The organism is Priestia iocasae (genome assembly GCF_016909075.1).
In the GTDB taxonomy this organism is placed as follows: Bacteria; Bacillota; Bacilli; order Bacillales; family Bacillaceae_H; genus Priestia; species Priestia iocasae.
The window spans coordinates 508,757-529,902 of the sequence record NZ_JAFBFC010000003.1 but is presented as its reverse complement, the minus strand read 5'-3'; the positions used below and the strand labels follow the sequence as shown (position 1 = coordinate 529,902).

Genomic DNA, 21,146 nt, shown 5'->3' with positions numbered 1-21,146 from the left:
TTTTCGAGATTTATAGAAAGGGAGGTTAAGCCGTGAGTACGCAATCTCAGAAACAAGGCATTGGAGCTACATTGTGGGATTACCTTACAACTGTAGACCATAAGAAAATTGCCATTCTTTATTTAATATCAGGTGGATTTTTCTTCCTTGTAGGTGGTATAGAGGCTTTATTTATTCGTATTCAACTTGCGGTGCCAGATAACGATTTTGTTAGTGCTGGTCTTTATAATGAAATTTTAACAATGCACGGAACGACGATGATCTTCCTAGCAGCCATGCCGCTTTTATTTGCATTAATGAATGCGGTTGTACCTCTGCAAATAGGAGCACGTGACGTTGCGTTTCCATTCTTAAATTCATTAGGTTTTTGGTTATTCTTTGCAGGTGGAATTTTCTTAAACTTAAGTTGGTTTTTAGGTGGAGCTCCTGATGCAGGATGGACATCTTATGCATCTTTATCATTAGCTTCTCCTGGTCATGGAATTGACTTTTATGCACTAGGACTACAGATTTCCGGTGCAGGAACATTAATTGGTGGTATCAACTTCCTTGTAACAATTATTAATATGCGTGCACCTGGTATGACTTACATGCGTATGCCGTTGTTTACTTGGTCAACATTTGTAGCATCAGCTCTTATTCTATTTGCGTTCCCACCATTAACGGTAGGATTATTCTTAATGATTTTTGATCGTTTATTTGGTGCAAATTTCTTTGACCCTACAATGGGTGGTAACACAATTATATGGGAGCATTTATTCTGGATTTTCGGACATCCTGAAGTATACATATTAGTACTTCCAGCGTTCGGTATTTTCTCTGAAATCTTATCAACATTTTCAAGAAAAAGACTGTTCGGTTATTCTTCAATGGTATTCGCAACAGTATTAATTGGATTCCTAGGATTCATGGTATGGGCTCACCACATGTTTACAACTGGTTTAGGTCCAATTGCTAATGCCATTTTCGCTGTAGCTACAATGGCAATCGCTGTTCCTACAGGGATTAAAATCTTTAACTGGTTATTAACACTATGGGGCGGTAGCATTAAGTTTACAGTTCCAATGTTATATGCTGTAGCATTCATCCCATCTTTCGTAATGGGTGGGGTAACAGGAATTATGAACGCAGCAGCTCCTGCGGATTATCAATTCCATGATTCTTATTTCGTAGTTGCTCACTTCCACTATGTAATCGTAGGTGGGGTAGTATTTGCACTGTTAGCAGGTGTGACGTACTGGTGGCCAAAAATGTTTGGTCGTATGTTAGATGAAACACTTGGTAAAGTTACCTTCTGGTTATTCTTTACCGGCTTCCATTTAACATTCTTTATTCAGCATTTCTTAGGATTAATGGGAATGCCACGTCGTATTTGGAAGTTCTTGCCTGGGCAAGGATTAGAAACAGGAAACTTAATTAGTTCAATTGGTGCAGCATTCATGGCTGTAGCTACAATCGTTCTTCTTATTAACGTAGTAAAAACAAGCATCAATGGAAAGAAAGCTGCTGGAGATGCTTGGGAAGATGGACGTACACTTGAGTGGGCTGTTGCATCACCACCATTAGAGTATAACTTTAAACAAACTCCACTTGTACGTGGGTTAGATGCTTTATGGGTAGAGAAAATGGAAGGTAAAAAAGGAATGACTCCAGCTGAACCTGTTGGTGACATTCATATGCCAAACGGTTCATTCATTCCATTTATGATTTCTGTTGGCTTATTTGTAGCCGCATTTGGATTCATGTATCGCAATGATCATGGCTGGGGTGATGTGGTTGGTATTGCAGGTTTAGCAATTACATTTATTTCAATGTTCTTCCGTTCATGGATTGATGATCATGGTTATCATATTCATAAAGAAGATATATTAAATGATGATGATAAGGGGGCGAATGCATAATGGCAGCTGAACAGAAACTAACGCCTGAAACGTTTCCTGCATCGCCTGAAAAAGCAACCCTTGAAGGTAAAAATAAATTTCTAGGTTTTTGGCTTTTCCTCGGTGGAGAAACGGTTTTATTCGCATCACTTTTTGCAACGTATCTAGCATTAAAAGATTCAACAGCTGGTGGTCCGACAACACAAGAGTTGTTTGACATTACACTCGTTTTTGTGGCAACAATGTTACTTTTAACAAGTTCATTAACAAGTGTGTATGCAATGTATCATATGAAAAATTTCAACTTTAAGAAAATGCAGCTTTGGATGATCATTACATGGTTGCTAGGGTTTTCATTTTTAATCTTAGAGATTTATGAGTTTAATCATTACATTCACCTTGGACACAAATTTACAAGTAGTGCGTTTGGATCTGCCTTTTATACATTAGTTGGAACGCATGGAGCTCACGTAGCATTTGGTTTACTATGGATTGGTACAATTATCATTCGTAACTTTAGACGTGGTTTAAGTTTATACAATGCTCCAAAGTTTTATGTAGCAAGTCTTTATTGGCACTTTATCGACGTAGTTTGGGTATTTATCTTTACGGTCGTATACTTAATGGGAATGGTGGGATAATCTGATGGCGACAAATCAATCAAGTTCACGTAACCCAAAAGTAGACTTAGCTTATCGAAAAAAGAAAAATGCTGAAGACATGAGATATCAAGTAATCTCATTTGCACTGATGATCTTTTTAACACTTGTAGCATTTTTTGCAGTATATAATGAAGATTTTACTGGTTGGTTTACAGTACCGTTCATTATCTTACTTGCAGTAGTACAGGTTGTTTTTCAACTTTATTATTTTATGCATATGAACCATAAAGGTCATGATGTGCCAGCCATGTTCTTATATTCTGGCTTAGCTGTTGGTCTACTAACAGTATTAGCATTTTTGACAATCGTTTGGTGGTAATAACCAAGAAAAGAGCTAGCGGTTTGTCCGCTAGCTCTTTTCAGCTTGATAGAAGCTTTTAAATTTTAGTTCACGTAATGATGTTATAAGAAAAAGTAAACGTTAAAACTTTATTATTTTCTTTCGATGTTCAGTTAAATGAACGTTAGATGTACTCATTTTTAGTTGTCTAAATGGGGACATTTTTTATTGAAGATGTTCGTTCTATTTTAGTGTTTTCATAAAAGCTCGCTCAATGACCATGACCTCTCTACCGTCATGGTCGTTGAACGAGTAGAGTTAACAAAATGTTCATATGTAGTGTCATTGCTAGGCTTAAAGTTTTTCGTGTATAATAATAGTAACTGGTCACTGCTAAATTAGGGGTGATGTTTCGTTGATTAGTAATTTACAAGTTTTTGGTTTTCAAGCACTTTGGAGTCCTTATTTCTTTTTAGTAATCGCTGCTATTACAGTTTTCTATTTTGTGATCATTCATCGATTGCGTACTCGTTTTGCAGAAAGTGAGCCAGTACATACAAAGACAAAGGCCTATTTTGTGATTAGTATGGTATTGCTTTATTTGTTTAAAGGAGGGCCAGTTGACTTACTTGGCCATTTAATGTTTAGTGCTCATATGACACAAATGGCGATTGTGTACTTAGCCATTCCACCATTGCTTATTTTAGGTATTCCGAATTGGCTAGCACGAGCTGTTATTAACAATAAAGTAATTAAACCGTTCTTTTCGTTTTTTTCAAAACCTTTGATTGCACTTCTAGTATTTAATGGCACATTTTCGTTTTACCATATTCCTTTGATTTTTGATGTTGTGAAAACGGATGCAACGCTTCACGCAATTGTATCGTTTATCTTGTTTTTTACAGCTTTCTTTATGTGGTGGCCATTAATGAATCAACTACCAGAGCAGCAAACATTGTCAGGTGTAAAGAAAATTGGCTACATTTTCGCAGACGGTATTTTATTAACTCCAGCTTGTGCGTTAATTATTTTTGCAGACACATCGTTGTACGCTACGTATACAGATCCTCAAGCGTGGGTAAACGCTTTAGCTCTGTGTGTGCCACCAAGTATGCTAGCAGCCTTGGGTACAATAGGGCCAGAAATGTTTAATATGTTACCACCAGTTGAAGACCAGCAACTTGGGGGAGTCATTATGAAAGTCATTCAAGAAATTGTATATGGAACAATTTTAGGTTATATTTTCTTCCAATGGGCGAAGAAAGAGCGTCAAAATGATGAGCTAGAACTATCAGAAACAATTACACCCACGTCGCCTTTACGATAATAAATGACCGTTTTTCTAACAGCCATTTATCAGTAGAGAGGAAGTAATTGTAGATGAAGAGAGAAAGGATGCAGCTATGAATTCGTTACCTATTTTACCGACTATTAGTACTACCTTTATTGTTCTCAGTGCGATAACAGTTGCGATTGGTTGGTATCTTGTAAGCAAAGGAAAGATTGAAGCGCATAAAAAAACTATGTTCGTAGCAGCGATATTTGCAATTATTTTCTTTGTGATTTATGCGTCTCGTACTATCTTTGTAGGGAATACAGCATTTGGTGGACCAGATGATATTAAGATTTACTACACAATTTTCTTAGTGTTTCATATCTTCTTAGCAACAGTAGGTGCTGTATTCGGTATTGTTACGCTACTAACAGGCTATAAAAGTCAGCTTATTAAACATAAAAAAATTGGACCAATTACGAGTATCATTTGGTTTTTTACTGCTACTACAGGTGTAGCTGTTTATTTGCTGTTATATGTATTTTACCGTGGAGGAGAAACAACCTCTGTTATTAAAGCAATATTAGGATTCTAAACAGCTGTAGGCTTGCCTATAGCTGTTTTTTTAGTTGTGAAATAGAGGGATTTTCGTAATGCATGTATAAATAAAAGGAGTGAACTGAAGGAGGTAGTCAATATATGAGGTTATTAACAAAAGACGACTATATACAATCGTTAGAATTATCTCAATATGCATTTCAATATATATTAACAAAAGAAGAAAAAAATCAACGACTAGATATGTTCAATGATCATCAAGTATGGGGGATCTTTGAAGATAATCGATTAGCATCTAAGTTACATCTATTTCCACACAGTGTGTTTATTGAAAAAAAAGAGATAAAGATGGGGGGCATCGCAGGAGTAGCAACTTGGCCAGAGTACCGACGGCTTGGATATGTAAATAAATTAATGATTCATAGCTTAAAAGAAATGAAAAGGTGTGGTCAACTTATTTCGTATCTTCATCCGTTCAAAGTTAGCTTTTATCGAAAATATGGTTGGGAGCTTATCGCTGATCAGAAAAAATATCAAATAAAAAAGGAAGATCTTACACCTTTAAGTCAAGCATCGGGTTTCATAAAGCGCGCGTGTATTGAGCAAGATACAGAGCAATTAAATCATATTTACGAATTATATGCTAAGCAATACAATGGAATGTTAAAACGCTCACAAAAGTGGTGGAGGTCTTTTGCAGAAGATAAAAGCATTCATTATGTGATGTATTTCAATTCGATGAATGAGCCTTTAGGCTATTTAATGTATAGCATAAAAGATAAGAAAATGAAGGTGGAAGAGTTTATTGCAATAGAGATTGATGGAACAAAAGCGTTATGGAATTTTATTTGTCAGCATGACTCAATGATTGAAGAAGTAGAAATTGTTGTCCCAGCTAATGATTTATTAGCTTATATGCTACAAAATCCTCAAATTGAGCAACATGTGCATCCTTATTTTATGGGAAGAATCGTCGATGTGGAAAACTTTTTGCTACAGTATCCACTAAAGAAAATAGAACAACCATTATTCATACATCTATACGATGCTCACGCTGAATGGAACAACGGAACGTACCTGATTAAAAATGGACAAGTGAAACTTTATCAGAAAGGGAATGAGGCAAGTAGTTGTGCTCATCCACCTAAACGAGGTATTCAACTTGATATCCAAACATTAACTTGTGTACTAATGGGGTATAAGCGAGTAGACGAGTTAGTGAGAATAGGTAGAATTCAAGGGGAAAAAGAAGAAACTGAGTTATTAAAAGAATTAATGACACAGAGAGACACAGCATTTTTAGACTTCTTTTAAAGTAAAATCATAAAAAAGAGAATAGTAAACAAAAAGTCCTTGCTTACGTTAATAAGCAAGGACTTTTATGACCTATTTTAAATGGAGCGGTGTTTGCTCGATTTAAAATGGGTTTTTATATTTTAAACTTTGTTTTAATAATTCCAGCTTCTCGAGCAGAGTTGAATGCAATTAATGTAAGTGGTCCAATGATGAATCCAAGAATTCCAAAAAGCTTTAAACCTAAAAACATCGTAATTAATGTTGAAAGTGGAGATAAGCCAATATGACTGCCCATAATTTTGGGCTCAACTGTACGACGTATAATTAATAGGATAGCAGCTAAAATAGCTAACTTAGTACCTAATGCAACGTTGCCTGCAGCTAAATGGAACAATGACCATGGTGCTAAAATTACGATAGAACCAATAATAGGAATCAAGTCGATAATCCAAATGACAAATGACATCACCAAGGCAATTTCCGGTGCAATAATAAATAAACCAATCAGTGTTACAACAAAGATCAGAACACTTACTAAAAATTGTGCTTTGCAGAAACCAAATACAACATGAGATAATCTAGAACTCATAAATTGAACTTTATCAGCTGTTTTTTCAGTTAAATGACTGTAAAACTTTTCTTTTAACTTAGGTAAATCGATCATAAACAAAAACAGAGCAATTAAGTAAACAAGAAAACTCACTAGAAAATTCGGAATATTCGTGATGATTGATTTGACGTTTTCAATGTTTAAATAGGATGCTAAATCCACACGTATTTTATTTAGAAAATCATCTACTTGTCTGCTTGCTTCATCTACAAATCCGGGAGGAAGGTTTTGAGCTGCATGTGTTAGGTTGATCTTCATTTGTAACCAGAGGTTGTTAATTTCATTAATATACATGGGTGTGTTTTGAGCGACTTGCACAACTTCTGTAATTACTTTGGTTGAGATAAAATAGGCGCATAAACCTAGTAAAAGTAAGAAGATCAAAAATGTAGTCAAAACAGCTAATTGTCTTTTAAATGAAAAGCGTTCTTGTAGCAATCGAACAGCAGGTTCTAAAAAAAGAGCTGTAATAAATGCAACAATTAATGGTACAGATAAAGGTAGAATGTAAAAAGCAAGTAGAGCTAGTAGAAATATAACGAATGAAATAATGATAAAGCGTTTTGATAAAACAGTGGCCAATTTGGTGCTCCTTTCTCCGAACAAACATACATCATTACCTTAATTTTAGCATGTTCTAACGTGGGATAACAGAATTTCGTACGAATAAAATTATTTTATTTTTAAGGGTGATTTTTTAAGAGAGCATAGGGTTCTAAATGGAAAAAATGAGGAGGAGAACAGCCGATATAGTAGTGTTGGTTGGTAAAAAAAAGAACAAAGAGCTCCTTGCTATAGGCAGCTCTTTGTTCTTTGTATTAAGAGTTAACCGCTTCCACTTGTTGCTTTAGTTGAGAAAGGATTTTGTTAGATTGGTCAACAAGTGAAGAAGGGAAGTTTTCGCCCTCACCGTACTCTACGCCATGTGGATAATAATGCTTGCCAAGTAAAGGAGTCATTAATTTTACAACCGCATGACGGCCTCCGATGTCCCCTTCTACCGCATATCCTTGTACGCGAAGGTAAAATACATCATTTTGAATCTCGAATTTACGATCGTATGTTACACGTTCATAATCCCATTGCCCTGCGCGAACTAGTCCTAGATCTTCCATAATTGAGTCTAAGCGAACTAGATCTACTTTTAACTCTTCAACACCTGTGTTTTCAAATTTCATTATGTAAAACCTCCTAAACATATACTCCCTTTTTTAATAATAGTACGAATGGATAAATGTTGCAATGAAATCATGTAAACGATTTACGTATAAATAGATAAAAATGTGTCATCATAACTGGAAAATAGGTGTGAATGACAAAGTGAAAAATGAACAAGTGTGAAAACAATTTAAGATAGAAAAAGAAAATACGTTTCATTTCATGATTACGGTTAACAGAAAGGATGAAATAGCATGCAAACAGTTCGAGACGTAATGACAACAAATGTTGAAGTTTGTACAACAAAAGATAATGTATTTGAAGTGGCTGATAAAATGAAGAAGTTAGATGTAGGTTCCATTCCAATTGTGGAAGAAGGGAATCTCATTGGAATGATTACTGATCGTGATATTGTGGTGCGTGGAGTTGCAGAGAAGAAGGCCAATTCTAGCAGAGTAACGGATGTCATGAGTAGTGAGCTAGTGACGGTATCCACTGATACATCAATTGAAGAAGCTAGCCAACTCATGGCTGAAAATCAAATTCGTCGATTACCCGTTGTTGAAAATGGACAGCTTGTTGGCATTGTTTCTTTAGGCGATTTATCAACAAATCATTTATCAGATGAACGTGCAGGAGTAGCTTTAACTGAAATTTCAGAGCATCTTCATTAAAGGTAAGAACAAACAATACAGTTCGAGTGGTTGCCTTAGAAAGAGCATTTTTGCGCTTTTTGAAAGGCAGCCTCTTTTTATTTCTTGTATTGAACCGCTTTTAGATAGTGGATTATTAGAAATTTTCATAACATAGTGTGTATAATAAAGGTACGAACGTGTTAAAAAGTTAATAAGTAGCGAACAAGGAGTTGAGTCACAACTGAAAAAGCTGTTATTTTTAGTCGTATTTATGTTGATGTTTATTTATATCGGGGATTATTTACCTGATTTATATCATACAGAACCAAGTGAAGTAAAGCCACCTTCTAATGAATTACAAAGTGAAGAAGCATTATCAGTAAAAGGAGATAATGAAAATATTGTTTCGTTAGTAGGGAAAAGTCCTGAAGAGATAATAGGTCTGTTTGGTGAACCTACAAGAATTGACCCATCCGCTTATGGATATGATTGGTGGGTTTATCATGAGAGTCCTGAAGCCTATTTTCAAATTGGAGTATTAGAGAACGAAATTGTAACCGTATACGCAATTGGTCAACATATGAATACAACTCCTTTTGTCATTGGAGCAGATCGAAAAGAACTAATGAGTGAATTTTCGTTACAAAAAGAGGTTGAATTTTCTTACGAAGGAGACTTCTATAAATTTGAGTTATCTGATGAAGATGTAAAGACGAGACCTCTTTTAAAGTATGACGATGTATTCGTTCAGCTCTATTTCGATGATTTCTTAGGCACCGTGTCAAGTATTAGGGTGATGAATGAAGAAACGCTTATTAAGCAGCGTCCATATTCATTAACATACCGAGGTTCTTTATATGATACCCCCCCTTTATCGAAAGAGGAATGGAGTCAAATAGAAAAAGGAACTGCTCAACAAATTCTTGATATTACAAATGTCATTCGGAAACGACATCATTTAGATTTGTTGACATGGCATGAAGAAGTATCGAGTGTAGCATATGGGCATAGTAAAGATATGAGTGATAATCAATACTTTTCACATGTGTCTCCAACAAAGGGGGATTTAGGAGATCGATTAAAAAAGGGTAACGTTCAGTTTCTATCAGCGGGAGAAAACATTGCTTCACAATATCAAGATGGGATTGCTGCTGTAGAGGGATGGTTAAACAGTGAGGGGCATCGAAAAGCATTACTGAATAAAGACTTTACCAGCTTAGGTGTCGGTGTGTATGAAAAATATTATACGCAAAATTTTATTGAAATAGGTATGTAATGCTCTTCATAAAATAACTGGTCTACTCTTGTCCATCTCTTCATAGGTTGTACTATTACCTAGAGGAGGGACAAGGATGAAAGTCAGAATGTTAGTGATAGCTATGCTCTTTTTCTTTTCATTTCAACACGTCACGTTAGCTACAAATGAAGAATGGAATGAATTGAACCGTCTATCAGATGAGATTTTATCACTAGTGCAGCAAGAGAGAAATGAAGAAGCGAAAAAAGTATTAGAACAATTCTCGGACCAATTTGCCCGTTTTGATATAACGTCTCTCAATATGTCTGTAGAAGATTTGCGCATTTTAACGATTTGTCATGAACAGGTAATTCGATCAATTGAATCTCCATCATCTAGTATTGAAGGACGTGTGCAAAAAGCGATTCAATTTCGCTTGCTAGTTGATGCACTACAAAGCGAGCATCAACCTATGTGGACTGAAATGGAAGACAGCATTATGACTTCGTTCAGTCATATGAAAGAGACCCTTGAACGAGGAGAAAGTGAATATTTCGAAGAACAGTTTCATGACTTTTTAAATAAATATGACATGATTTTACCGAGTGCCCAAGTCGACATTAGACCAGAATATATTCAAAGGGTCGATTCACATTTAAGTGTTTTAGGTGAATATAAACAGTTAGTTATGAATGATCATTATCATGCGCAACAAATGCAGCAGATGGAATTGGATCTGCGTGACCTATTTACAAAAATGAAAGAAGATGAAGCAGATCCTTCGTTAATATGGGTGATGATTACAACTGGAAGCATTATCATTTTAACGTTGTCTTACGTGGGATTTCGAAAATATAATGCAGATAAAAAGAAGCAAACATCGCAACGGGAGCTTAATGATTGACATGACAAGCTTCTGTTGTCTAAAATAAAAGCAATAAAACAACTACTGGAGGCTATGTAAATGGGTTTTTTGGTTTACTTTCTGATCATCATTCTAGTACCTTTGTGGGCACAGTTTAAAGTAAAAGGTGCATACAAGAAGTACTCAAAAGTAGCAAGTTCTTCTGGAATGACTGGTGCAGAGGTGGCAAGACAGATTTTAAATGATAATGGTCTACACAATGTACAAGTTGAGCCAATTAGAGGAATGTTAACGGATCATTACGATCCTCGTTCAAAAGTAATTCGCCTTTCAGAAGAAAACTACTATGGAACATCAGTAGCAGGTGCTGCGGTTGCTGCTCATGAAGTAGGGCATGCAATTCAAGATGCAGAAGGATATGCATTCTTACGCTTTAGACATGCGTTAGTTCCAGTGGCAAGCTTTGGATCAAACATTTCTTGGATTCTCATCTTAGTAGGTATACTTGCTTCAATGAGCAATCTTTTATTGCTAGGAATTGTATTTATGGCAGCAGCTGTACTATTCCAAGTAGTAACATTGCCTGTTGAATTTAACGCTTCTAGTCGAGCAATGAGTCAATTGGTCTCTGTTGGTGTGATTCGTAACGATGAAGAACGTGAGACACGTAAAGTATTAAACGCAGCAGCCTTAACATATGTAGCAGCAGCTGCTGTAGCTGTGTTAGAGCTTGCTCGCCTTATTCTGATTTATACAGGTATGAATAACGAAGACTAATTGGAATAGAAGCGAAGTGAGAAACAGATGATTTTAAATTAATCTCACTTACCGCAAAAATAGTCGCTCTTCATCATTGAAGAGCGGCTATTTTTTTGTTGTTAAGACACACTAAAAAGGAAGTAATTGAGAAGGAGTGCATGTTGTGTTTCGAATTCTTTTAGTGATGATGCTGTTACTTAGTAACGGGAGTATAGTAGTAGCTGAACAGCATAGTAACCACGACTGTCGTGTGACACCTGATATACGTGAGAAAACACCAAGTAAAGAGCAACTTCCAACGTTTCTAAAAGAACAGTCACCACGAATAAAAGAGCTATACAAACAAGCTGTATATTATCAGCACTTACTTACATATATTCCTTGCTATTGCGGTTGTGGAGAAATGGCTAATCATAAAGATAATTATGATTGCTTTATTTATGAAATCCAGGAAGATGGAGCAGTTGTGTGGGATAATCATGCAACAAAGTGTGGATTGTGTCTTGATATTGCTGATGAATCAATAAAGATGTTCAATGAAGGCCAAGCAGTTAAAGACATTCGTCATTATATCGACCGTAAATATAAGCGATTTGCAAAGCCTACACCTACGCCTATGCCGTAGCGAAAAGAGGCAGGCTGTGTCAAACGGGGCGCATTTACTCCGTTTGACACAACCTTAGTTTAACGATTAAGTGGATTTTTATTTTCATCCAATGTAAAGCCTTCTCCAAGCACATCATGAACGTCACTGACCGCAACAAATGCATGGGGATCAATGGACGTAATGACTTGTTTGAGACGGAAGATTTCATTCTTACTTACTACACAATACAATACGTTCAATTCTTGTTTAGAATAAGAGCCTTGTCCTTTTAAAAAGGTTACTCCTCTATCCATCTGTTCATTAATCTTTTGTGCAATTTGCTCATTATGAGAAGAAATAATGGTTGCGCCTTTTGCTGCATAAGCTCCTTCTTGCATAAAATCAATGACTTTCGCTGCAACAAACACAGCGACGAGTGTATACATAGCTTCAGTATAAGTAAGGTAGAAAATAAGTGAGACCGTAATCACGACAAAATCAAATAAAAACATGGTTTTCCCCATATTCCATCCTACATATTTCTGAACAAGTCGGGCAATAATGTCTACGCCTCCTGTCGTCCCTCCATAGCGGAAAATGATACCTAGCCCTACGCCAATAAACACTCCTGCAAACAATGCTGCAAGCGTCATATCTTCTTTTAGTGGCATATCAACAGGAAAGCGTTGAAAAATCCAAAGAAACACAGATAAACTAATAACCCCAATCATCGTATAGAAAAAAGAGGTTCTTCCTAATAATTTCCATCCGATGAAAAACAGGGGAATGTTTAATAGTAAATTGGTGTAGGATGGATCAATTTCATATAAGAAAAACAAAAGAAGTGTAATACCGGTAAATCCACCTTCAGCTAAGTTATTTTGCATGTTAAAATTAACAAGACCAAATCCAAAGATAGCGGACCCTAATAAGATAAACAAGATGTTAGGTATTCTTAAACCATTAAACATACGGACCTCCTGATGAGTATTATATGAGCTCTACATAATAATAGTAGATGCGAGGTTCATTCGTAAATACTCAAATTTCTGAATTGATATAATTGCATTTTTTACTATGAACCCTGCTTCTAAACCAATTGTTTGTCAAAAAGCCATTGTTTAGCTAACATGTAAAGAGAATATACGTGAAGGATAAGAAATGTGTCATAATGAGGCGAGTAAACTAGAGTTGAGGTGGAACAGATGGAAAAGAAAACAATGCAAGAAATGCAAAAAGAAGTGGATGGCTACATTGGTCAATTTAAGGAAGGTTATTTTAGCCCACTTGCAATGTTAGCTCGGATGACAGAGGAGTTAGGTGAATTATCAAGAGAGATTAATCACTATTATGGTGAAAAGCCAAAGAAAAACAGTGAAGGAGAGCGAACGATTGAAGAAGAAATGGGAGATATGTTGTTCGTATTAATCTGTTTTGCTAACTCATTAAATATTGACTTAGAAGAAGCACATGATCGTGTGATGGAGAAATTTAATACACGTGATAAAGATCGTTGGACAAGAATTGATAACAAGGAATAAGGAGAGAAGAAGAATGAACACAATTCGCGTTATTTTAGCAGGACCAAGAGGAAGAATGGGCATCGAAGCGTTACGTTTAATTGCGGATACGGAGCACTTTGAACTTGTAGCAGCAGTCGATCGTATCCATGAAGGGAAATACATAAGTGAGATAGAAGGCTTACCTAAGCTGCAAGCTCCAATTTATACTGATATTGAAAAGTGCTTAAAAGAAGTAAAAGCAGATGTTTTAGTTGATTTAACGACTCCAGAAATTGGACGAGTACATACGAAAAAAGCGTTAGAATATGGTGTTCGACCAGTAGTTGGTACGACAGGTTTCTCAGAGGAAGATCTTCAAGAATTAAAACAGTTGTCTTCAGAAAAAGGAATTGGGTGTATTATTGCCCCGAACTTTGCTATTGGAGCAATACTAATGATGAAATTTTCTCAAATGGCTGCCAAGTATTTTAGCGATGTAGAAATTATTGAGCTTCATCATGATAATAAGCTAGATGCACCTTCTGGTACAGGATTAAAAACAGCTGAGTTAATTAGCGAAGTGCGTGAAACAAAAAAACAAGGTCATCCTGAAGAAAAAGAAATTTTAATAGGCGCAAGAGGGGCAACATATGATGGGATTCACCTTCATAGTGTGCGTCTTCCAGGATTGATTGCACATCAAGAGGTGTTATTCGGTGGATTTGGTGAATCATTAAAAATTCGTCATGATTCTTATAATCGTGCTTCTTTCATGTCTGGGGTTAAATTATCAGTTGAGACAGTTATGAAGATTGATGTACTTGTTTATGGTTTAGAAAACATTATTGAGTAAACAATGAGTGGAAAAGGGGAAGGGAAAATGAATGTAGCACTAATTGCACATGATAAAAAGAAGAATGATATGGTTCAATTTGCTGTTGCTTATAAATACGTATTGCAAAAGCATACATTGTTTGCGACTGGCACAACAGGTACAAAGATTATGGAAGCAACAGGATTGAAGATTCAAAGGTTTCAGTCAGGTCCACTTGGTGGAGACCAAGAAATAGGAGCCATGATTGCTCAAAATAACATGGACATGGTTATTTTCTTCCGTGATCCGCTAACGGCACAGCCTCATGAACCGGATGTATCAGCTTTAATGCGCTTGTGCGATGTATATGCGATTCCACTTGCCACGAATATGGGATCAGCTGAACTGTTCATTCACGGACTTGAACGAGGGGACTTGAAGTGGCGTTCTATTCTAAAACAGCAAGGTGAATAACATGATAAATAGTAAAATAGATGTATTAGCAATTGGAGCTCATGCTGATGATGTTGAAATTGGCATGGGCGGATCTATTGCTAAATTTGTAGAGCAAGGATTAAATGTTGTGGTTTGCGACTTAACTCATGCAGAGCTTTCTTCAAATGGAACGGTCGAAATTCGAAAAGAGGAAGCAAGAATCGCTTCTTCTCTTTTAGGTATTCACGAACGTATCCATTTACACATGCCTGATAGAGGTTTATATATGAAAGAAGAGTATATACAAGAAATTGTTTCTGTTATACGTAAGTATCAACCAACGCTTGTCTTTGCTCCTTACTTTGAAGACCGTCATCCTGACCACGGAAATTGCGCACGATTAGTAGAAGAAGCGGTTTTCTCATCAGGTGTAAAAAAATATGTTGACCCTAATCAGCTAGATGCTCATCGCGTATCTTCGCTTTATTTTTACATGATTAACGGGTTTCATAAACCTCATTTTGTCATTGATATATCAAATACGTTTTCTAAAAAGCGCGATAGCTTATTGGCTTATAAGAGTCAATTTACTAAAACGACTGATAGCTATAACACTCCCCTCGTAAATGGATACGTTGAAACAGTAGAAAGTCGCGATCGGTTAATGGGAAAAGAAGTTGGCGTTTTATATGCAGAGGGTTTTCTATCTAAAAAGCCACTGCTTATAGACCGTGATTTAGTAGGAGGGACACAATGAAATTAAAGATTGGAATTACGTGCTATCCCTCAGTAGGTGGCTCAGGGGTTGTTGCCACTGAGCTAGGAAAACTACTTGCAGAAAAAGGACATGAAATTCATTTTATTTCTTCTAGTATGCCTTTTCGCTTGAATAAAGTTTACCCTAATATTTACTTCCACGAAGTAGAAGTAAATCAATATTCGGTGTTCAAATACCCTCCTTACGATCTTGCATTATCCACAAAAATTGCAGAAGTTGCTAAACGAGAAAAGTTAGATATTATTCATGCTCACTATGCAATTCCTCATGCTGTGTGCGCATACTTGGCAAAGCAAATGGTAGGGGAACAATTGAAAATTGTTACAACTCTTCACGGTACGGATATTACTGTTTTAGGATATGACTCTTCGCTAAAAGACTTAATTAAGTTTGGGATTGAAAAATCAGATGCTGTGACAGCTGTATCAAAGGCATTAGTTGAACAGACGTATGATCTAGTAAGGCCAAATAAGCAAATTGAGACAGTATATAATTTTATTGATGAGCGTGTGTATAAAAAGCAAGACGCTTCTCATTTAAAGAAAGAATATGGCATTGCTCCTCATGAGAAAGTTGTCATTCATGTATCGAATTTCAGACAAGTCAAACGAGTTCAAGATGTTGTCAAATCTTTTCATCTTATTCAAGAGAAAGTTCCAGCTAAATTACTGCTAGTAGGTGATGGGCCGGAGATGTCGGTCATTTGTCAGTTGGTGACAAAACTTGGCTTGAAAGAGAAAGTATTATTCCTTGGGAAACAGGAAAATATTGAAGAGCTTTATTCAATAAGTGATTTGAAATTACTATTATCTGAAAAAGAAAGTTTTGGCCTAGTATTGTTAGAAGCGATGGCTTGTGGAGTTCCTTGCATTGGTACAAACATTGGAGGAATTCCTGAGGTGATTGAAGATGGAGAGACAGGCTTTATTTGTGAGTTAGGTGATATTGAGTCAATTGCTCAAAGAGCGGTTCATTTATTAACTAGCCAACAAAGCTATCAAACAATGGTCTCAAAAGCCTTAGCCGCAGTAAATGAACGATTCCATTCAACAACAATCGTTAATGAATACGAACAATTATATTACCGCATTATGGAGTCATCGTAATGGAGGAAGACATGAGAGAACCTTTTATTCAACCGCTAACGATTATAAAAGAGCTTGAGCAGCATGGATATGAAGCTTACTTTGTTGGAGGTGCCGTTCGCGATTCAATCATCGGTAGAGAAATTGGCGATGTTGACATTGCAACTTCTGCTAAGCCGAAAGAAGTCATGGCGTTATTTCCCAAAACGATTGATGTAGGAATTGAGCATGGGACGGTTGTTGTTTTATATAAGGGAGAGCCATACGAAGTTACCACATTTCGAACAGAGGGAACGTACGAAGATTTTCGTCGCCCTTCGTCTGTTCAGTTCATTTCTTCTCTAAAAGAAGACTTACAGCGACGTGACTTTACAATTAACGCAATTGCGATGAATCGTCATGGTGACATCATTGATCCTTTTAACGGGATAGAAGCAATTGAAAAAAAAGTCATTGTAACGGTAGGAGAAGCATCAGAGAGATTTCACGAAGATGCTCTGCGGATGATGAGAGCGATACGCTTTGTTAGTCAGCTTTCATTTACATTAGAAGAAGAAACGAGACAAGCAATTAGACAGCACGGAAGTCTTTTGCAACACGTATCAGTGGAAAGAATCACAGTTGAATTTGAAAAAATGCTACAGGGAGATAGTTCTGTTCAAGCCTTTTCGTTGCTAGCTGAAACAAAGCTTTATTCATTTTTACCGAGTTTACAAGTGAGTGATAACACGTTTTCAAAACTGCTACAGTATAAGTGGCACTTGCTGCAACACGTAACAGAGTCATGGGCACTTCTCCTAATTGGTTTACATAATCAGCAAATAGAAAGCTTTTTGAAAAATTGGAAGCTTTCAAACAAAACAATTAAAGAAGTAAGGGATTATGTAAGTGCGTACACTCAAATACGAACCGAGGGTTGGTCACCTCAACTCATTTATACATATGGTGTACACACAAGTCTTGCAGTAAATCGAATTTGTTACGTAGTGGGAGAGCATGAGGTAGATGAATCTTGGATTAAACAAGTCAATCAAGAACTTCCTATTCATTCCTTACAAGATATAGTGGTAAATGGCGCTGATATCATGAACTGGCTAAATAAAAAAGGTGGGCCTTGGCTTTCTGAGTTGTTACGCACAATGGAACAAAGCATTGTAAGTGGTGAATTAAAGAACGACAAAGACGCAATAAGAGAGTGGGTGCAGTCTTGCAATCAGATATAAGAAGAACGTTATTAGAAATGTTTACGAACTCAAAAGAAGAGTATGTGTCTGGGCAAAAAATTAGTGATATGTTAGGTTGCTCAAGAACCGCTGTGTGGAAGCATATTGAAGACTTAAGAAAAGAAGGTTATGAGCTAGAAGCAGTGCGTAAAAAAGGATATCGTATTGTGAATAAACCAAATAAAGTAAGTGAGAATGAGCTAATTCTAGGATTGCAAACGAAAAAGATTGGACAGCACGTTCATTATGAAGAGGTTGTTGAATCCACTCAAAAAATCGCACACCGATTAGCACAAGAAGGTGTACAAGAAGGAACCGTTGTAGTAGCGGAAGAACAAACATCAGGACGAGGACGACTAGATCGCGTATGGCATTCACCAAAAGGTACAGGTGTATGGATGAGCATTATTTTACGCCCGACAGTGCCTCCGCAGAATGCCCCGCAGTTAACACTTTTAACGGCCGTAGCGGTTGTGCAAGCGATTCAAGAGGTAACGGGTATCTCTCCTCAAATTAAATGGCCAAATGATATTTTAATTGAAGGCAAAAAAGCTGTTGGAATTTTAACAGAGATGCAAGCAGACGCTGATCGTATCCATTCCGTTATCATTGGCATTGGTATTAATGTGAACCAACAGCAGCAAGACTTCTCCGATGCTATTAAAGACATTGCGACTTCACTCGCAGCAGAAACAGGAGAACTTATTAATCGTGCCACTCTTATGCAAACTATTTTTCTTAAAATTGAATCACTCTATGAAGAATACTTAAAAAATGGTTTTGGCTTAATCAAGGTTCTTTGGGAAACGTATGCGATAAGTATTGGGAAACGCATTATTGCGCGAACGCTAAGAGGTTCTATTGAAGGTTGGGCAAAAGGTATTACAGAGGATGGTGTTTTACTTGTTGAAGATGATTTAGGTGTTCTTCATCATATCCACTCTGCCGATATCGAATTATCTACTAGAAAATAACTTATAAATTATTTATAATACGAGTATCAGGGTAGTATCGTAAGAACTTCACCTGGTACTCGTATTTTTTTAACTTAATTTAATCTGCCTTGATCCAAATAAGGACTAGGACAGAGGGATGACAAACACCGAATCTTTACTAGGCAGACGTCTAATTCATGATATTGTTTGAATGTTCAAAATCCTTCTTTCCGTTGTAGAAAGAAGGATTTTTTACTGCTTGATGGACGTTCGGTAGTCATCTCCTCTGAGAAAAAGGAGGAGAAAGATCGTGAAAACGAAAACAGATTTTATGAAAATGAAAAAAGAGTGTAACCCTATCGTGATGTTAACCGCTTATGATTATCCATCTGCTAAGTATGCAGAACAAGCAGAGGTTGACATGATTTTAGTTGGTGATTCCTTAGGGATGGTTGTGCTTGGCTACGACTCTACACTTCCTGTTACAGTAGACGATATGATTCATCATACAAAAGCAGTAAAGCGCGGCGCTTCCAATACGTTTATTGTAACGGATATGCCGTTCATGTCTTACCATATTTCACGAGAAGAAACAATGAGAAATGCAGCAAGAATGGTTCAAGAAAGCGGTGCTCATGCGTTAAAGGTAGAAGGAGCAGGAGATGTCATTTATACCATTACTGATTTAACCAACGCAGGAATTCCTGTGGTTGCGCATTTAGGACTTACCCCACAATCCGTTGGTGTACTTGGTGGCTATAAGGTACAAGGAAAAGATGCTGAAGCTGCAAAAAAATTAATTGAAGATGCGATAAAGTGTGAACAAGCAGGTGCTATTGCTCTTGTATTAGAATGTGTACCAAAGCAGCTTGCGAAAGAAATTTCCAATCGTTTGTCGATTCCAACTATTGGAATTGGTGCAGGTAAGGAAACCGATGGTCAAGTACTTGTTTATCACGATATTTTAACATATGGAGTAGAGCGAGTTCCTAAGTTTGTAAAACAGTATGGACATCTAAATGAACTAGTTGTACCAAGCTTAAAACAGTATGTGTTAGAAGTGAAGAAAAAGTCATTTCCAGAAGAAAAGCATACATTCACGATGAAAGAAGAACAGCTAACTGCTTTATATGGGGGAAAGTAAGATGAACGTTATTAAAACCATTAAAGAGATGCAGCAATATGTACAAGAAACAAAGCTAAAAGATGAAACAGTAGGGTTTGTGCCGACCATGGGTTATTTACATGAAGGTCACCTCACTCTCCTCCATGAAGCGAAAAGAGAAAATGATACCGTTGTGCTTAGCATTTTTGTTAATCCAACTCAATTTGGACCGAATGAAGATTTTGATTCATACCCAAGGGACTTTGAGCGTGATGAGCGATTAGCAAAAGAGGCTGGTGTTGATGTTCTTTTTTATCCAACAGTAGAGGAAATGTATCCGAATGAACCAACCATTCAATTGAAGGTTACGAAACGAGTTGATGTTCTTTGTGGTGCGAAGCGACCAGGTCATTTTGATGGTGTAGCAACCGTACTCACAAAGCTATTTCATATTGTTACACCGAACCGAGCGTATTTCGGAATGAAGGATGCACAGCAAGTAGCTGTGGTCGACGCTCTTATTGCTGATTTTCACTTTCCAGTTACACTTGTGCCAGTAGGTACGATTCGAGAAGAAGATGGGCTTGCCAAGAGTTCGCGTAATGTATACTTAACAGAACAAGAGCGAAAGGAAGCGCCTTTTATTTATAAAAGCTTGCAGAAAGCGAAGCAACGCATTACTGAGGGAGAAACAAATCCAGAAAAAATAAAGAAAGAAATCGAACAGGATCTTCGTAATCATACAAATGGGCGTATCGATTATGTAGATATTTATTCGTACCCACACTTAACCCAGATTGACCATTTATCTGGTAGGATCATTCTTGCAGTAGCGGTTGCTTTTTCAAAAGCTCGACTAATTGATAATCTAACATTTGAAGTATAACGGGGGAAAAGAAAATGTTTCGAACAATGATGAATGCAAAAATCCATCGTGCACGTGTCACAGAAGCGAATTTAAATTATGTAGGTAGTGTGACGATTGATGAAGACTTATTAGATGCAGTAGGAATTGCAGTGAATGAAAAAGTACAAATTGTGAATAACAACAATGGGGCAAGGCTTGAAACCTATGCGATCCCTGGTGAACGCGGTAGTGGTGTGGTTTGCTTAAATGGTGCTGCAGCGCGCCTTGTACAGCCAGGTGATGTTGTTATCATTATTTCATATGCAATGGTGCCAAATGAAAAAGTAGCAACCCATCATCCAACAGTAGCAATTATGGATGAGCATAACCAAATCAAGCAACTGTTAAAGCAGGAGCCAGCTTCTACAATTTTGTAAAACTAAATGCCTATACATGAGGCTGAGTCAAACAGGGGTGTTCTTTGCCCCTTTTGTCTCAGCTCTTTTTTTGATTTAATCATTCATTATGCTTGTCAAAGAAAATTACGTTATAATGATAGCTTAAAGGTACATTCGTGATAAGCGAAAAACCACGATAAATTTTACATACACAACTCACGCTAC

The 21,146-nt window shown here is 36.8% G+C and carries 24 protein-coding genes; 21 read left to right on the top strand and 3 right to left on the bottom strand.

Annotation, left to right across the window (positions count from 1 at the left end):
* The first annotated feature begins 32 nt into the window (after window positions 1-32).
* The 6 genes from ctaD to JOC83_RS10855 all read left to right on the top strand — a co-directional run bounded on the left by ctaD (window position 33) and on the right by JOC83_RS10855 (window position 5,967).
* Entirely contained in the window at window positions 33-1,901 is a 1,869-nt protein-coding gene (gene ctaD / locus JOC83_RS10880; protein ID WP_205187051.1) for a cytochrome c oxidase subunit I, read from the top strand.
* Complete coding sequence (gene ctaE, locus JOC83_RS10875; RefSeq protein ID WP_205187050.1) at window positions 1,901-2,521, top strand: cytochrome c oxidase subunit III; 621 nt, start codon at window positions 1,901-1,903, stop codon at window positions 2,519-2,521. Before ctaD ends, ctaE begins: the two co-directional genes overlap by 1 nt.
* Window positions 2,522-2,525: 4 nt before the next feature.
* On the top strand, window positions 2,526-2,861 hold the full coding sequence (gene ctaF, locus JOC83_RS10870) for a cytochrome c oxidase subunit IVB (protein WP_205187046.1): 336 nt from the start codon (window positions 2,526-2,528) through the stop codon (window positions 2,859-2,861).
* Window positions 2,862-3,237: 376 nt separating this feature from the next.
* Window positions 3,238-4,149: a cytochrome c oxidase assembly factor CtaG gene (gene ctaG / locus JOC83_RS10865; RefSeq protein WP_239583458.1), complete on the top strand. Its 912-nt coding sequence runs from the start codon at window positions 3,238-3,240 to the stop codon at window positions 4,147-4,149.
* Window positions 4,150-4,225: 76 nt separating this feature from the next.
* Window positions 4,226-4,690, top strand: coding sequence for a DUF420 domain-containing protein (locus JOC83_RS10860; RefSeq protein ID WP_205187044.1), 465 nt, complete (start codon window positions 4,226-4,228; stop codon window positions 4,688-4,690).
* A 104-nt stretch (window positions 4,691-4,794) separates the two neighbouring features.
* On the top strand, window positions 4,795-5,967 hold the full coding sequence (locus tag JOC83_RS10855; protein ID WP_205187042.1) for a GNAT family N-acetyltransferase: 1,173 nt from the start codon (window positions 4,795-4,797) through the stop codon (window positions 5,965-5,967).
* A 115-nt stretch (window positions 5,968-6,082) separates the two neighbouring features.
* Here JOC83_RS10855 and ytvI read toward each other — a convergent pair whose 3' ends face one another.
* Entirely contained in the window at window positions 6,083-7,141 is a 1,059-nt protein-coding gene (ytvI, locus tag JOC83_RS10850; protein WP_205187040.1) for a sporulation integral membrane protein YtvI, read from the bottom strand.
* A 236-nt stretch (window positions 7,142-7,377) separates the two neighbouring features.
* Window positions 7,378-7,737: a YugN family protein gene (locus JOC83_RS10845; protein ID WP_205187033.1), complete on the bottom strand. Its 360-nt coding sequence runs from the start codon at window positions 7,735-7,737 to the stop codon at window positions 7,378-7,380.
* Between the two features lie 234 nt (window positions 7,738-7,971).
* Between JOC83_RS10845 and JOC83_RS10840 the strand changes: the two genes are divergently transcribed.
* From JOC83_RS10840 to JOC83_RS10820, 5 genes are all read left to right on the top strand, one after another.
* Complete coding sequence (locus JOC83_RS10840; protein ID WP_205187030.1) at window positions 7,972-8,391, top strand: CBS domain-containing protein; 420 nt, start codon at window positions 7,972-7,974, stop codon at window positions 8,389-8,391.
* A gap of 232 nt (window positions 8,392-8,623) precedes the next feature.
* The gene (locus tag JOC83_RS10835) at window positions 8,624-9,628 is read left to right on the top strand and encodes a CAP domain-containing protein (RefSeq protein ID WP_205187029.1); all 1,005 of its coding nucleotides are present in this window, start codon (window positions 8,624-8,626) and stop codon (window positions 9,626-9,628) included.
* A 76-nt stretch (window positions 9,629-9,704) separates the two neighbouring features.
* Window positions 9,705-10,493, top strand: coding sequence for a sporulation protein YpjB (gene ypjB, locus JOC83_RS10830; RefSeq protein ID WP_205187027.1), 789 nt, complete (start codon window positions 9,705-9,707; stop codon window positions 10,491-10,493).
* 60 nt (window positions 10,494-10,553) lie between these two features.
* Window positions 10,554-11,231: a zinc metallopeptidase gene (locus JOC83_RS10825; protein WP_205187025.1), complete on the top strand. Its 678-nt coding sequence runs from the start codon at window positions 10,554-10,556 to the stop codon at window positions 11,229-11,231.
* Between the two features lie 145 nt (window positions 11,232-11,376).
* Entirely contained in the window at window positions 11,377-11,838 is a 462-nt protein-coding gene (locus tag JOC83_RS10820; protein WP_338038900.1) for a PCYCGC motif-containing (lipo)protein, read from the top strand.
* A gap of 59 nt (window positions 11,839-11,897) precedes the next feature.
* On the opposite strand, the gene JOC83_RS10815 is transcribed toward JOC83_RS10820, so the two are convergent.
* Window positions 11,898-12,770 (bottom strand): YitT family protein, encoded by an 873-nt coding sequence (locus tag JOC83_RS10815; protein ID WP_205187023.1) that lies wholly within the window; start codon window positions 12,768-12,770, stop codon window positions 11,898-11,900.
* Window positions 12,771-13,004: 234 nt separating this feature from the next.
* Between JOC83_RS10815 and JOC83_RS10810 the strand changes: the two genes are divergently transcribed.
* From JOC83_RS10810 to panD, 10 genes are all read left to right on the top strand, one after another.
* Window positions 13,005-13,340: a nucleotide pyrophosphohydrolase gene (locus JOC83_RS10810; protein WP_205187015.1), complete on the top strand. Its 336-nt coding sequence runs from the start codon at window positions 13,005-13,007 to the stop codon at window positions 13,338-13,340.
* Between the two features lie 13 nt (window positions 13,341-13,353).
* On the top strand, window positions 13,354-14,154 hold the full coding sequence (gene dapB / locus JOC83_RS10805) for a 4-hydroxy-tetrahydrodipicolinate reductase (protein ID WP_205187013.1): 801 nt from the start codon (window positions 13,354-13,356) through the stop codon (window positions 14,152-14,154).
* A 27-nt stretch (window positions 14,155-14,181) separates the two neighbouring features.
* Entirely contained in the window at window positions 14,182-14,589 is a 408-nt protein-coding gene (gene mgsA / locus JOC83_RS10800; RefSeq protein ID WP_205187011.1) for a methylglyoxal synthase, read from the top strand.
* A gap of 1 nt (window position 14,590) precedes the next feature.
* Complete coding sequence (gene bshB1 / locus JOC83_RS10795; RefSeq protein WP_205187002.1) at window positions 14,591-15,307, top strand: bacillithiol biosynthesis deacetylase BshB1; 717 nt, start codon at window positions 14,591-14,593, stop codon at window positions 15,305-15,307.
* Window positions 15,304-16,434, top strand: coding sequence for an N-acetyl-alpha-D-glucosaminyl L-malate synthase BshA (bshA, locus tag JOC83_RS10790; RefSeq protein WP_205186994.1), 1,131 nt, complete (start codon window positions 15,304-15,306; stop codon window positions 16,432-16,434). The genes bshB1 and bshA overlap by 4 nt, the downstream gene beginning before the upstream one ends.
* Window positions 16,435-16,445: 11 nt before the next feature.
* Complete coding sequence (locus JOC83_RS10785) at window positions 16,446-17,636, top strand: CCA tRNA nucleotidyltransferase (protein ID WP_205186990.1); 1,191 nt, start codon at window positions 16,446-16,448, stop codon at window positions 17,634-17,636.
* The gene (locus JOC83_RS10780; protein ID WP_205186989.1) at window positions 17,621-18,610 is read left to right on the top strand and encodes a biotin--[acetyl-CoA-carboxylase] ligase; all 990 of its coding nucleotides are present in this window, start codon (window positions 17,621-17,623) and stop codon (window positions 18,608-18,610) included. The genes JOC83_RS10785 and JOC83_RS10780 overlap by 16 nt, the downstream gene beginning before the upstream one ends.
* 271 nt (window positions 18,611-18,881) lie before the next feature.
* Window positions 18,882-19,715: a 3-methyl-2-oxobutanoate hydroxymethyltransferase gene (gene panB, locus JOC83_RS10775; RefSeq protein ID WP_205186988.1), complete on the top strand. Its 834-nt coding sequence runs from the start codon at window positions 18,882-18,884 to the stop codon at window positions 19,713-19,715.
* Window position 19,716: 1 nt separating this feature from the next.
* A complete protein-coding gene (gene panC / locus JOC83_RS10770; RefSeq protein ID WP_205186987.1) occupies window positions 19,717-20,562 on the top strand; it encodes a pantoate--beta-alanine ligase in 846 nt (281 codons plus the stop codon).
* Window positions 20,563-20,576: 14 nt separating this feature from the next.
* Entirely contained in the window at window positions 20,577-20,960 is a 384-nt protein-coding gene (gene panD / locus JOC83_RS10765) for an aspartate 1-decarboxylase (RefSeq protein ID WP_205186986.1), read from the top strand.
* Window positions 20,961-21,146: the final 186 nt, after the last annotated feature.

Coding starts and splice junctions, on each gene's coding strand:
- ypjB (WP_205187027.1), top strand. CDS start 9,705: ATGAAAGTCAGAATGTTAGTGATAGCTATGCTCTTTTTCTTTTCATTT.
- JOC83_RS10840 (WP_205187030.1), top strand. CDS start 7,972: ATGCAAACAGTTCGAGACGTAATGACAACAAATGTTGAAGTTTGTACA.
- ctaE (WP_205187050.1), top strand. CDS start 1,901: ATGGCAGCTGAACAGAAACTAACGCCTGAAACGTTTCCTGCATCGCCT.
- ctaF (WP_205187046.1), top strand. CDS start 2,526: ATGGCGACAAATCAATCAAGTTCACGTAACCCAAAAGTAGACTTAGCT.
- panD (WP_205186986.1), top strand. CDS start 20,577: ATGTTTCGAACAATGATGAATGCAAAAATCCATCGTGCACGTGTCACA.
- JOC83_RS10810 (WP_205187015.1), top strand. CDS start 13,005: ATGGAAAAGAAAACAATGCAAGAAATGCAAAAAGAAGTGGATGGCTAC.
- JOC83_RS10855 (WP_205187042.1), top strand. CDS start 4,795: ATGAGGTTATTAACAAAAGACGACTATATACAATCGTTAGAATTATCT.
- bshB1 (WP_205187002.1), top strand. CDS start 14,591: ATGATAAATAGTAAAATAGATGTATTAGCAATTGGAGCTCATGCTGAT.
- JOC83_RS10845 (WP_205187033.1), bottom strand. CDS start 7,737: ATGAAATTTGAAAACACAGGTGTTGAAGAGTTAAAAGTAGATCTAGTT.
- JOC83_RS10860 (WP_205187044.1), top strand. CDS start 4,226: ATGAATTCGTTACCTATTTTACCGACTATTAGTACTACCTTTATTGTT.
- JOC83_RS10825 (WP_205187025.1), top strand. CDS start 10,554: ATGGGTTTTTTGGTTTACTTTCTGATCATCATTCTAGTACCTTTGTGG.
- dapB (WP_205187013.1), top strand. CDS start 13,354: ATGAACACAATTCGCGTTATTTTAGCAGGACCAAGAGGAAGAATGGGC.
- JOC83_RS10785 (WP_205186990.1), top strand. CDS start 16,446: ATGAGAGAACCTTTTATTCAACCGCTAACGATTATAAAAGAGCTTGAG.
- mgsA (WP_205187011.1), top strand. CDS start 14,182: ATGAATGTAGCACTAATTGCACATGATAAAAAGAAGAATGATATGGTT.
- bshA (WP_205186994.1), top strand. CDS start 15,304: ATGAAATTAAAGATTGGAATTACGTGCTATCCCTCAGTAGGTGGCTCA.
- JOC83_RS10815 (WP_205187023.1), bottom strand. CDS start 12,770: ATGTTTAATGGTTTAAGAATACCTAACATCTTGTTTATCTTATTAGGG.
- panC (WP_205186987.1), top strand. CDS start 19,717: ATGAACGTTATTAAAACCATTAAAGAGATGCAGCAATATGTACAAGAA.
- JOC83_RS10835 (WP_205187029.1), top strand. CDS start 8,624: ATGTTGATGTTTATTTATATCGGGGATTATTTACCTGATTTATATCAT.